Genomic DNA, 12841 nt, shown 5'->3' with positions numbered 1-12841 from the left:
GGCGCGGTGCTAGTCCGGCCTACAAAGCTCGTCGTTGTAGGCCGGAAGCGGTTACGCTACGTGACTTGCTGCAATATCCAGCAATGCCATTTCGTCGCTGTTCAGCAACTTCTCAATATTCACCAGAATCAGCATGCGATCGCCCAGCGCGCCCAGTCCTGTCAGATATTCCGTTGACAGCGTGACCGCAAATTCCGGCGCCGGACGGATTTGATCGGTCGTCAGCGACAGCACATCTGACACGCCATCAACCACGATACCCACCACACGTTGACCCAAATTCAGCACAATCACCACGGTGTTTTCGTTGTAATCAACGTCGCTCTGGCTGAACTTTACGCGCAGATCAACAATCGGCACAATTACTCCGCGCAGGTTAGTCACCCCTTTAATAAAAGATGGCGTATTGGCGATGCGCGTCACCTGATCATAACCACGGATTTCCTGCACTTTCAGGATATCGATACCGTACTCTTCATCCCCCAGCGTAAACACGAGGAATTCCTGACCTGACGGTTCGCCGGCCAGTTTAGTTACATTACTCATACCGGTCATATTATTCCCTTTCTCACTCAATCAGGCGGCGGTGATCGCCACACGTTGTTCGCGGTTTAACCCCTGCAATGCAGAGACATCGACAATCAGCGCGACGCTGCCGTCGCCGAGGATCGTTGCGGCAGAAATGCCTGGCACTTTGCGATAGTTGCTTTCCAGGTTTTTCACCACTACCTGGTGTTGACCAATGAGTTGATCGACCAGCAGCGCATAACGACGTCCCGCGCTTTGTAAAATCACCACAATGCCCTGAGTCGCTTCGGTTTTTGCACCTTCAACCTCAAACACTTTCCACAACTCAACCAGCGGTAAGTATTCACCACGTACTTCGAGCACGCGTTCTCCCCCGGCCAGCGGGTGCAGATCTTCTTCACGCGGTTGCAGCGATTCCATCACCGCGTTCAGTGGCAGTATGAATACCTCATCCGCCACGCGAACGGACATGCCGTCCAGAATCGCCAGCGTCAGCGGCAGCAAAATCCGGATGGTCGTACCCTGTCCCTGCTTCGACTGGATCTCAACATGCCCGCCCATCTCCTGGATGTTTCGCTTCACCACGTCCATCCCGACACCGCGACCGGAGACATCCGTCACCTGCTCGGCGGTCGAGAACCCCGGCGCGAAGATCAGCATGCCGACTTCATCATCGCTCATGTTTTCGTGGATCGGCATACCCTGCGATACGGCTTTTGCCAGGATGCGCTCGCGGTTCAGTCCCGCGCCGTCATCGGTGACTTCGATACAAATATTTCCGCCCTGGTGTTCAGCAGAAAGCGTCAGGTTACCGACCGGACTTTTCCCGGATTCGAGGCGTTTTTCCGGCAGTTCGATACCGTGGTCGAGGCTGTTGCGCACCAGGTGCGTCAGCGGATCGATAATGCGTTCAATCAGGCTTTTATCGAGTTCGGTGGAGCTACCAATTTGTGTCAGCTCAACCTGTTTCCCCAGCTTGCCAGCCAGATCGCGCACCAGACGTGGGAAGCGGCTGAAGACATACTCCATTGGCATCATACGAATCGACATCACCGATTCTTGCAAATCGCGTGCGTTACGTTGTAACTGACCCATACTGGTGATGAGATCGCCATGGTTTACCGGATCCAGTTCGTTAGAACGCTGGGCCAGCATCGACTGCGTGATCACCAGTTCACCCACCAGGTTAATCAGCTGATCGACCTTCTCGACCGCCACGCGAATACTGGTGGATTCGCTGGCCCGCGCGGGTTTTTCTCGCTCGACGCGCCCCTGAACCGGCTCGCTGGCGGCGGCTTTAACCGCCGGGACAACGGCAACCGGCTGCAGTTCATCCGCCACGGTTACCGCCTCAACGGGGGCATCCGCGACGGTGGTAAACTCAATCTGGTCGGCTTCTATTACAAAGCAGAGCACCGCGATGATGTCATCTTCCGCGAGGTCACCCTCGATCGTTGCCGACAGCGTATCGCTGCTTTTGACCACATCCGTTAAGGTCGCCAGGTTCCCCAGTTCTTCTTCCAGTAAATCCACTTCACCGGTTTTCAGACGCGAGAGGACAATTCGTTTTTTCACTTCGTCAAGGGCGACAGTGTCCTGCGCAATCGTCTCTTCCTGCATCGTCGTGCCGTCAACAACGCTCAGTTTTGCGGCATTGACGACCGCGGGTGCAGTTTCGCCTTTTGCTTCGAGCGCTAACTGTCGTAGCGCCTGACAAATGTACTCAAAGCTGGCGGCATCGGGCTCTTCTGAGCTTTTATAGGCGTCGAGCTGTTCTTGCATAATATCTTTTGTTTCCAAAAACAGGTTGATAATGTCGGCATTGAGCTGCATCTCGCCCCGCCGCGCTTCATCCAGCAGGTTCTCCATTAAATGGGTCGTTTCCTGCAAAATAGTAAAGCCGAAGGTGCCCGCCCCGCCTTTAATTGAGTGCGCCGCACGAAAAATGGCATTCAGTTGCTCGGAATCTGGAGATTCAGGAACCAAATCAAGCAGGTGCTGCTCCATGTCAGCCAACAGTTCGTCAGCTTCATCAAAAAAGGTCTGATAAAAATCGCTAATATCCATGCTCACGCTATCACCTCGGATTGGCTGGTGGCGATGTGGGAACGCTTGCCGGCGGAACAACCGCTGGCTGTTGTAAGACACTTACCGGCTCATTCTGGCTTTCAGCGTTTTCATGCAAAATGGCCTCTTCTGCCTGCTTATTCAGCACCAGCAGACTTATACGGCGGTTGATGGCGTCCTCAGGACCGCGATCGCTCAGACGCATCGTGGCGGCCATGCCTACCACCCGTAATACTTTCCCCGTGTCCAGCCCCCCGCTAACCAGTTCGCGGCGCGAAGCGTTGGCGCGGTCTGCCGACAGCTCCCAGTTGCTGTAGCCTTTCTCACCGTTGGCATAAGGATAATCATCCGTATGACCGGACAAGCTGATTCGGTTTGGGATGTCGTTCAAAACCGGTGCAATGGCCCGCAGGATATCGCGCATATACGGTTCAACCTCGGCGCTCCCGGTCTTAAACATCGGGCGGTTCTGACTGTCAATTATCTGAATACGCAACCCTTCCTGCACCAGATCGATCTTCAAATGCGGGCGCAGCGCGCGCAGCTTAGGATCGGACTCGATAAGCTGGTCCAGGTCGCCGCGTAATTTACTCAGGCGACTTTGCTCCATGCGCTTTCTCAGCTCGTCGATATTCGGCTGCCGGTTCACTTCCCCCTGCTGTTGGGTGTAATCATCCCCTCCGCCAGGGATCGGGCTTTGGCTGTTTGAAATACGATTTCCACCGGTGACCGCAGTGGCCAGAGGCGTACGGAAATATTCGGCAATCTGGATCAGTTCTTTCGGGCTGGAAATGGAAATGAGCCACATCACCAGAAAGAAGGCCATCATCGCGGTCATAAAGTCGGCGTAGGCAATTTTCCATGAACCATGCGCCCCACCACCGTGACTTTTATGTTTACGTCGCTTGACGACGATAATGGGATGGGCCTGATTTTTCATGCTTCCTCGGTCGTTTGCTGCGCAGTTGGGTTTCTCACCGCACGAACATGTTCTTCCAGTTCGATAAACGACGGACGTTCGCTGGAATACAACGTCTTACGACCAAACTCGACGGCAATCGGCGGAGCGTAGCCATTCAGGTTGGAAAGCAGGGTTATCTTCACGCATTGCATCATTTTGGTTGTTTCAGCGCTTTTCTGACGCAGGACGCTGGCGAGCGGAGAAATAAAACCATACGCCAGTAAAATGCCGAGGAACGTCCCCACCATGGCATGTGCGATAAGCGCCCCCAGTTCTGCCGCCGGGCGATCGGCCGAGGCCAGCGCGTGGACCACGCCCATCACTGCCGCGACGATACCGAAAGCCGGTAATGAATCACCGACCATCGCCAGACTGTTGGCCGGGACTTCCGACTCACTCTCATGCGTTTCAATTTCTTCGTCCATCAGCGCTTCAATTTCAAACGTGTTCATGTTGCCGCTGATGATCAGACGCAAATAATCGACAATAAAATCAAGCATTACGGCATCCGCAATAATGCGCGGGTAGCTGGCGAAAATTTCACTTTCTTTGGGGTTTTCGATATCGCGCTCAAGCGAAAACATGCCCTGCTGGCGTGACTTGGCCATCAGGCGATACAGTAGCGCCAGCAGATCCATATACATGGCTTTGGTGTATTTCGAGCGACGAAAGAGCAGTGGGATCGCTTTCATCGTCCCTTTAATGGCTTTGCCGTTATTACCGACAATGAATGCCCCAATACCCGCGCCACCGATGATCACCAGCTCAGCCGGTTGATAGAGTGCCCCAAGGTGTCCGCCGGTCATCATATAGCCGCCGAAAACTGTACCAATAACAACCAGGTAACCTAATAAGATCAGCACGATATCATCCTTACGCAATTGACTATGACAGGATGCGCAGTCGGGCAGTTAACTCAAAGGTCAGGACAAAAAAAAGCAGCGGTAATCGCTTACCGCTGCTGGAGTGTCTATCCACACCGTATCAGTTAAACAGCCTGTTCGATCTGTTCATCCAGCAGTTGTGGAATAATATCGGCAGCATTCTGGGAAAGTTTACGTCTTTTTACGGCGCGCGATGGCGGCTGGCATAAACTGCAGGCAAAGCTGCCTGCGGGCTGGTGCGCGTGAGTAATAAAATTTCCGCCGCAGCAGTTACAGGTAGACAGTTCTAACAACCCGCTGTCGACAAAACGGACAAGCGTCCACGCGCGAGTTAAGGCGAGTAGCGGCCCTTCAGCCGGTTGCGGGCATTGTTCAAGATACAAACGATACGCTTTAATAACGGCATCTACGCCGCTGCACAGACCTGTTTTGAGAAGAAACTGCCATGCATTACAGAACATAGAAGCATGGATATTTTGCTCCCACGTCATAAACCAGTCGGTTGAAAAAGGAAGCATCCCTTTCGGCGGAGGGCTACCGCGTAATTCTTTATACAGCTTGATGAGGCGACCACGGCTGAGTTGCGTTTCGCTTTCCAGCATTTGCAAACGGGCACCCAGTGTGATTAATTCCATGGCTAACTGGATATCACGCGCTTCCTGAACGATGCTTTTTTCGCTCATCATCAAGCCCTTTTCTTACGCGCCGCATCATTGATGTCGCTTAACAGACGTGTTGAAAGCATGATACCTGTATGAATTTGCTGAAGATCGTCAACGCGGGAGTCTTGCGTCAGGCGGGTAACAGTTTGATGATCGTCAAAACGGAAATGACATACCAGTTGGTTTGTTTCAGCCAGTTTGACCATTTGAGGAAGGGTTAATGTTCCCAACGTGTCCGCCATCTCTTCGCTGATACCAAGGCGAAACATCGCGGAAGCCTTGTCCTGAACGATTAGACGCTGTGCAAGCAATAAATATGACAAATTTATGTCATAAATGTGTTTCAGCAACTCGGATGTATGCATTATTTGCATCCATAATAACCAACATTATTTTTATGCGGTAGAACCGCACCCCGTGATGTCGCCGGGAAAGCCCGGTAAAAAAAAAAGCAAAAGGTCAAATACATAGCAACGTTACGGCATTTACGCGTTGTGTAAACATCCCTTTTTAAGAAGGCCGCGCTCCTTACAAGCTCACATCAATTCTTACAAATGACTAAGATTTTTCCTAATTCGACGCAACTCTACCCGCCGTCAGTTACACATACAACGGAGCTATGCTGCGAATTTAAAGAATATGTGACACAGATCACATAAATTAGCTGAACGTTTAACATAAATCCATCAGCACAGCTTTTATTTTGATTATTTTACGAGCAGTTGCTATGACTTTCGATTCCATGCCTGTGAATATTCTTGCATTAAAAGCGAATCGTCTTTTGTTTACCGCAGTTAATATCACACAAAGAAATAACGAGCTGGATCACAGATTTACAATAAACCACTACTTAAGTTTATCTCTTTAGAAACAACAACTTAAACATTCAGCTTAATTAATTAATACCGCGCCGTAACGATATGCCAAATGTTAATTATTGTTTATTTTTTATTAACATATTGTTTTCATTAGCGGTGAGTTTCACTTAAATCCGCTGAACGAATTTTCAGCTTATGTGATGTGATTATTCTATTTATAAGAATAATTAATGAATAATCATGATGACATTCACACTATTGCCGCATAAAACGTTGCAGTATGGAGGGACCTGGAGTAATGCTAAACATCCCCTCATAATTCTTGTATTTAAGGAGCGAGTTATGAGCTATACGCACATTCTTGTCGCGGTTGCCGCCACCCCCGAAAGCCACCAGCTGTTAGCAAAAGCCGTTTCTATCGCTCGTCCTGTCAACGCCCGTATTAGCCTGATAACCCTGGTCTCGGATCCCGAGCTGTATAACCAGTTCGCGGCCCCCATGCTGGAAGACCTGCGTGATGTGATGCAAGAAGAGACGCAAAATTTTATCGACAAGCTCACCCATGAGGCGCAGTACCCCATTGAGCACACCTTTATTACCTATGGTGCACTCAATGAACATATTCTGGATATCTGCCGCAAACACGCCGTCGATCTCGTCATTTATGGCAACCATAACCACAGCTTCTTTTCGCGAGCATCCTGCTCCGCGAAAAGCGTGGTCAGCGCCAGTCAGGTCGATGTGTTATTGGTACCGCTGGCGGGTGATTAATGGCGGTATACTCGCCGTCAGGCCAGTTTTGGAAAGTCAGCCACGGTGTCGTGCGGCTGGCTTTCAGCCTGACGCGGCGTGACCTTTTTTAAATCGTGAATAAAACTCGCCTGCCAGTTGTTGATATCATTTTTAACGATAATGTCCAGCATCTCGGCGTGGCGGGATATACGTTCGGCAAGCGGCATGGTTAACGCGCGGTTTAATGCGTTTGCGACATCATCGCGATCATAAGGATTAACAATCAGCGCGGAGGTCAGTTCATGCGCTGCCCCGGCGAATTGCGATAACACCAGCACGCCTGGGTTGACAGGATCTTGCGCTGCCACGAACTCTTTGGCAACCAGGTTCATCCCATCCCGCAATGGCGTCACCAGCCCGACATCCGAGTAGCGGAATATCTTCATCAGCAATTTACGGTCAAAATACTGGTTCAAATAGTAGAGCGGCGTCCACCCAAGTTGCCCATATTTTCCGTTGATGCGCCCTGCTTCCGTCTCCAGTTGGTGGCGTATATCCTGGTAGGCCTGCACCTCTTCACGCGACGTCGGCGCTATTTGGGTATAGCGAATTTTACCGTGGTGCTGGGGGTAACGTTCCAGCAGTGCCTCATAGGCCTGAAACCGCTCCGGCAAGCCTTTGGAGTAGTCCAGACGCTCAACCGAAAATATATTCTTCACGTTTTTTAGCTCGGCCTTGAGCTGCGCCATTTTTGGCGGTAGTGGCCCGGCCGCCTGGCGGGCAATTTCATCAGGCGCAATGCCGATAGGATAGACCTGGGTACGGAACGCCTTGTTCCAGGCCTGGTGGTGATTGTCGCCGCGCGTGGTTACCCTGGTTTGTACACTCAAAGCGTCAATAAAAGCCTGACGGTCGTTCTCAGTCTGGAATCCCAGTAAGTCAAAATCACACAATTGCTCAAGCAGCACATCATGCGGAGGCAGCGCGTTAAATATCTCCGGCGTCGGGAAAGGAATATGCAGGAAAAAACCGATGCGATTGTTCACACCTCGTTTACGCAGCTCACTCGCAAACGGTAAGAGATGGTAATCATGAACCCAGATGATGTCGTCATCATTAAGTAAGGGCAGCAGTTTATCGACCAATAACGTGTTGACCCGCTGATAACCTTCCCATGCCGGACGCTGAAACTGAACCAGATCCAGACGATAGTGAAAGGCAGGCCATAAGACGGCATTCGAAAACTGGCAGTAATACTCTTCGTAATCCTGCTCACTCAGATTAAACGATGCCCAGGTGATATTGCCACGAGTGACTTTTTTTAACGGGTTGTCTTCATTACCCGTCTCACCGCTCCAGCCAAACCACAACCCACCCGCCGTTTTCAATGCCCCCAGCACGCCAACCGCCAGGCCGCCAGCACTACCTTTGTCATCCGGTGAGGCAACTCGATTAGAGACTACGACTAAACGACTCATGGTCATCACTCCTGTCATTCGTTACTTTTTGTTCTTGCTGTGGACAGGTAATCTGCTCCAGCCAGCGCCAGACGTCCGTTACGCCAGCCAGACGCCACACCGCCTGGGTCGCGCCGCTTCCCACCTTCACGGAAACGCCGTCAGCGCGGTTGACCACACCGAAGCCCGATTCATCCGTTAAATCATCGCCGACAAAAACAGGGAGACGTCCGGCAAAAGGCGCTTCCTGCATGAATGCGGCAATCGCTTCCCCTTTGTTCGTGCCCTTAGGCTTGATCTCAACCACACATTTACCTGGCTGCAGGGCGAGTTGCGGCCATCTGCGCGTGATGCGTTCCGCCAACGCCAACAGCGCGGCTTCATGCTGCGGGGCCTGTCGATAATGCAGAGCAAACGCCATGCCTTTTGTCTCCAGCGTCGTTCCGGGCAAACCTGCCAGCGCAGCCTGCAATAACGCGCTAATGTCGCGTTCGACGTTATGAGGAAGACTCACAATATGGGTGTGACCATTGATGTCGCGGCGTTCGGCTCCATGCACTCCGGCAAGCGGAAAACAAAAAGGCTGCGTGAGTGCGTCAAGTTCAGCCATTGAGCGCCCTGAAATCAATGCCAGTGCTCCCGCATTGTCCGTCGCTAAGCGATGTAATAATTGCAGGATCGTCTGCGGGACGATGACCTGATCGGGATGCGGCTTGATCTCAGCCAGTGTTCCATCAAGATCAAAAAAATAAGCACAGTTTGCGGATAGTTCAGGGGGTACGGTTCGCGATGCTGTCACCCGGTTCTTCTCCTTATCATTGTCTGTGCGACGCGCGGATCGCGCCGAATACGGGTATAAGTATAGACAGTGTGACCAGGCTCGCCATTTGCAAAAACAATCGCCAGCCGGTATAGCGGCTGGCGATGGAGAGAAGCTAGACTAAAAAGTTGGGTGTTAAATCATCAAATGGTGCGCTTCGCTTTTTGCTTGTAACGGTCGAAGATCACCGCCGCCAACAGGATTAAGCCTCGCACCACGTACTGGGCGAACGGAGAAATGTTCAGCAGGTTCATCGCGTTTTCCACCGTCCCGAGGATCAGCACCCCGGCCACCACATATGAGATTTTTCCGATGCCGCCTTTGAGCGAAACGCCCCCCAGCACGCACGCTGAAATCACAATCAGCTCATAGCCGATAGACGTCATTGGCTGACCACTGGTCATACGCGACGCCAGGATAATCCCCGCGACCGCCGAGACCAGACCGGAAAGGATGAAGATGATGATCTTGGTGCGGACCACCGGAACACCCGCCAGACGCGCCGCCTCTTCATTACCGCCAATGGCCAGCGTGTTACGGCCAAAGGTGGTTTTATTCAGCAGTAAGCCAAAAATAATGAAGCAGCCAACTGTTAACCAGATAGGAGCAGGCAGCCCCAGCCAGTTAGCGTAGCCGAGGGCGAAGAAGCGCTCGTCTTCAATACCGACCGCTTTACCGTCAGAGATAATGTAGGCCAGACCGCGCACAATCTGCATCGTCGCAAGTGTGGTAATCAGCGCATTTATTTTTAAACGTGCAATGACAAAACCGTTCACCAGGCCGCAAAGAACGCCCAGCAGCAGTCCCGCGGCAACGCCAATCCACAGACTTTCGGTCATATTGATGACCACCGCAGTCGTGACCCCGGCACAGGCAATCACAGACGCGACGGAGAGGTCAAAGTCACCGGAAGCCAGGCAAAACAGCATCCCACACGCCACCATACCCGACATGGAAACCGCCAGTCCGAGCCCCTTCATATTAATAAAAGAAGCAAAGTTTGGCACAAAGAGGGCGCACACGAGGAACAGCACGGCAAAAACCACCAGCATCCCATACTGATCCCAAATTCTGCCAAGATTTAGCGCTGATTTGGCTGCGCCAGAACCCGATGTAGAAACGGAAGACATCATACTCTCCTTACTCAGGCTACAGCCTGGCTGACTTTAGGCATAGCAAGGCTCAACGCCTGACGCTCATCCGCCTGTTCGTGAAGCAACACACCGGCAATTTCACCTTCTCTCATCACCACGATACGGTCGGCGACACCGAGAACTTCCGGCAGGTCACTGGAGGCAAACAGCACGGCAACACCGCGCGCCGCCAGGGCATAAATAACGTTATAAATTTCATGCTTCGCGCCCACATCAATGCCGCGCGTTGGCTCATCAAGCAAAATCACCTTCATATCTTCCGACAACCAGCGGCCAAGAATCGCCTTCTGCTGATTTCCCCCGGAGAGGTTCATGATCAGTTGCTCCGCGCCCGGCGTTTTAATGTTGAGCGAGCGGATATGATGGTCAGCGTTGCTTTCTTCCCAGCAGTTGTTGATCACGCATCCGCCCAGAACATGCTTTCGCCGGGCGCTAATGTTGATGTTGTTACGCACCGAATGGACCGGAATAATTCCTTCAGCTTTGCGGTCTTCCGGGCATAGCATCATGCCCGCTTCAATCGCGTGGCTGGGTTTACGGATATCAATCGGTTTTTCATCAATAAATACCTGGCCTTCGGTGATCCGCGTCCCGCCAAACAATCCTTTCATCAGTTCGCTACGACCGGCCCCAACCAGGCCAAACAGCCCGACGATTTCACCGCTGCGCACCGACAAACTGATCGGCTTGCGTACGCCTGGCGCTTTAACGTCATGCAAGCGCAGACGTTCAGCGCCATACGGTCTGGATTTCCAGCCGTAGATGTCACCAAGGTCACGCCCCACCATAGCCTGAACCAACGCCTCGTGATCAACCTGCTGCATGTCCGTAAACGTCTTAACGTACTGACCATCTTTAAACACGGTAATGGCATCGCTGAGAGCGAAAATCTCTTCCATACGGTGCGAAACATACAGAATGATGCGTCCCTCGTTGCGCAGTTCACGAATAACGCGGAACAGATTTTCAATCTCCCTTGCGGAAAGAGAACTGGTAGGTTCATCGAAAGCGATAATTTTGGCGTTACGCGCCAACGCTTTTGCAATCTCCACCATTTGCCACTGACCGATGGAGAGATATTTCAGTGGGGTGGCTGGATCAATGTCCATCCCCAGATGTTTTAGCTGCAGACCGGCTTCGTAATTCAACAACGAGCGATTCACAATCCCACCCTTGTGGGGAAGCTGGCCTAAATAGATATTCTCGGCGACGGTCATTTCCGGCACCAGGTGCAGCTCCTGGTAAATAATGGCGACACCGGCGTTCAGCGCGGTGGTGGTATCGGCAAACGAAACCTCCTGGCCGCGGATCACCAAAGATCCCGTCGTTGGCGCATAGTTACCGCTGAGAATTTTTAATAATGTTGATTTCCCGGCGCCATTTTCACCCATCAGTGCATGCACCTGACCGGCAAAGCAGTCGAAGCTAATATCCGTCAGCGCCTTAACGCCAGGGAAGGTTTTGCCAATGCCGCGAAATGAGAGATACGGGGTAGACTGTTGCATAACGTCTCCGTGAATCTAATCTGTTGCCGGATAAGATACGTTCAGGTCTTATCCGGCATTGAGTATTACTTGCCGCCTAAGCCTTTTTTCGCCAGCTCTTCTTTGAAGTTATCGCGGGTGATCAGCACCACATCCGTCACTTCAGTAAATGCCGGTGGCTCAGCGCCTTTGGTTACCCAGTTGTAGAGCATTTCACTGGATTTATAGCCATGTACGTCCGGGCTTGGCAGCAGTGAGCCGTAGAATCCGGTTGCTTCGCCTTTCGACAGTTCGCTAATGGCATCGACGCCGTTAATGCCGATGCCAATTACGTTCGGTGCTTTAAAGCCCTGCCCTTCGGTCGCACGCACGCCGCCCAATACGGTGTTGTCGTTCATCCCAACAATCAGCCAGTGTTTAACTTCAGGATGCTGAACCAGCATGGAGTTCGCGGCGTCGAATGCGCCGGGGATATCATTGGATTTGGTGGGAACCTGATAGATCTGTTTTTCCGGGAAGCCCGCGGCTTTGAGCGCGTCCATGGAGCCGGATGTACGACGACGCGCGGTATCCAGTTCGTTAGCGGTAATCGCCATCACGGCGGAAGATTTCACATCCCAACCGCGTTTTTGCATTTCTTTGTACAATTCCTGCCCCTGGCGCTCACCAATTTTAGTTGCCGCCATCATCACCAGCGGCACGGTGTCCATTGGTTTACCTTTGGCGTTGGCAAACTGGTCATCGACGGCGATGACTTTCATGTCGTAGCCACGCGCCTTAGCCATAATCGCAGGCCCGAGTTTGGGATCCGGCGTACAAATAACGAACCCCTTTGCCCCACTTGCCGCAAGGCTGTCGATGGCATTCAGGGTTTTCTCACCATCCGGGACAGCAATCTTAATCACTTCAAAACCAAGATCTTTACCGGCTTTATCCGCAAATTTCCATTCAGTCTGGAACCAGGGTTCCTCCGGCTGTTTGACCAGGAAACCGAGCTTCATGGATTCAGCGATAGCGGATTGTGACATAACGGCAGCCAGACCGATGGCCGCCAGCGCTTTAGTGAATTTGTGCATGGTTAACTCCAGCTTTAACGTTCTTTTATGTAGGGTAAAATCAGACGATTTTTTGTAATTCGGACATAAAACAAGGCATTACCTTTTATTGATAAGATCAATGCCAGTGCTGAGAGTAGTTGTAGCGGGAAATTGATTCTCCATAAGAGAGCGGCATCACACCACAGAATTACAGTAATTGCGTACATAAATTCAGTG

At 51.8% G+C, this 12841-nt stretch carries 12 protein-coding genes; 1 reads left to right on the top strand and 11 read right to left on the bottom strand.

From position 1 onward, the window contains the following. Positions 1 to 51 precede the first annotated feature (51 nt). From cheW to flhD, 6 genes are all read right to left on the bottom strand, one after another. Positions 52 to 555, bottom strand: a complete 504-nt coding sequence (cheW, locus tag JQ822_RS04605) for a chemotaxis protein CheW (protein ID WP_115258791.1) — start codon at positions 553 to 555, stop codon at positions 52 to 54. A 21-nt stretch (positions 556 to 576) separates the two neighbouring features. Beyond that, a complete protein-coding gene (gene cheA, locus JQ822_RS04600; RefSeq protein ID WP_213132458.1) occupies positions 577 to 2601 on the bottom strand; it encodes a chemotaxis protein CheA in 2025 nt (674 codons plus the stop codon). Between the two features lie 4 nt (positions 2602 to 2605). Continuing rightward, positions 2606 to 3535, bottom strand: coding sequence for a flagellar motor protein MotB (gene motB / locus JQ822_RS04595; RefSeq protein WP_135322276.1), 930 nt, complete (start codon positions 3533 to 3535; stop codon positions 2606 to 2608). Further along, positions 3532 to 4419: a flagellar motor stator protein MotA gene (gene motA, locus JQ822_RS04590; RefSeq protein WP_213132457.1), complete on the bottom strand. Its 888-nt coding sequence runs from the start codon at positions 4417 to 4419 to the stop codon at positions 3532 to 3534. The genes motB and motA overlap by 4 nt, the downstream gene beginning before the upstream one ends. Positions 4420 to 4544: 125 nt before the next feature. Then, a complete protein-coding gene (gene flhC, locus JQ822_RS04585) occupies positions 4545 to 5129 on the bottom strand; it encodes a flagellar transcriptional regulator FlhC (RefSeq protein ID WP_135322278.1) in 585 nt (194 codons plus the stop codon). Further along, complete coding sequence (gene flhD / locus JQ822_RS04580; RefSeq protein WP_137399382.1) at positions 5126 to 5467, bottom strand: flagellar transcriptional regulator FlhD; 342 nt, start codon at positions 5465 to 5467, stop codon at positions 5126 to 5128. Before flhD ends, flhC begins: the two co-directional genes overlap by 4 nt. Positions 5468 to 6262: 795 nt before the next feature. Here flhD and uspC point away from each other — a divergent pair. Then, positions 6263 to 6691, top strand: a complete 429-nt coding sequence (gene uspC, locus JQ822_RS04575; protein WP_213132456.1) for a universal stress protein UspC — start codon at positions 6263 to 6265, stop codon at positions 6689 to 6691. Positions 6692 to 6708: 17 nt separating this feature from the next. Here the strand turns inward: uspC and otsA are convergent, their stop codons facing one another. The 5 genes from otsA to JQ822_RS04550 all read right to left on the bottom strand — a co-directional run bounded on the left by otsA (position 6709) and on the right by JQ822_RS04550 (position 12643). Next, a complete protein-coding gene (otsA, locus tag JQ822_RS04570) occupies positions 6709 to 8130 on the bottom strand; it encodes an alpha,alpha-trehalose-phosphate synthase (protein WP_213132455.1) in 1422 nt (473 codons plus the stop codon). Next, on the bottom strand, positions 8105 to 8908 hold the full coding sequence (gene otsB / locus JQ822_RS04565; RefSeq protein ID WP_213132454.1) for a trehalose-phosphatase: 804 nt from the start codon (positions 8906 to 8908) through the stop codon (positions 8105 to 8107). The genes otsA and otsB overlap by 26 nt, the downstream gene beginning before the upstream one ends. 164 nt (positions 8909 to 9072) lie before the next feature. Beyond that, positions 9073 to 10059 carry an L-arabinose ABC transporter permease AraH gene (gene araH / locus JQ822_RS04560; protein WP_135322282.1) on the bottom strand — a complete coding sequence of 329 codons (987 nt, stop codon included), beginning with the start codon at positions 10057 to 10059 and terminating at the stop codon, positions 9073 to 9075. Positions 10060 to 10073: 14 nt separating this feature from the next. Beyond that, the gene (araG, locus tag JQ822_RS04555) at positions 10074 to 11588 is read right to left on the bottom strand and encodes an L-arabinose ABC transporter ATP-binding protein AraG (RefSeq protein ID WP_213132453.1); all 1515 of its coding nucleotides are present in this window, start codon (positions 11586 to 11588) and stop codon (positions 10074 to 10076) included. A 65-nt stretch (positions 11589 to 11653) separates the two neighbouring features. Beyond that, positions 11654 to 12643, bottom strand: a complete 990-nt coding sequence (locus JQ822_RS04550; RefSeq protein WP_096757470.1) for an arabinose ABC transporter substrate-binding protein — start codon at positions 12641 to 12643, stop codon at positions 11654 to 11656. Positions 12644 to 12841 lie beyond the last annotated feature (198 nt).

It is taken from the genome of Citrobacter sp. FP75, assembly GCF_018342065.1.
Taxonomy (GTDB): Bacteria; Pseudomonadota; Gammaproteobacteria; order Enterobacterales; family Enterobacteriaceae; genus Citrobacter.
The sequence above is the reverse complement of the archived record's forward strand: the minus strand, read 5'-3'. Positions and strand labels throughout refer to the sequence as shown.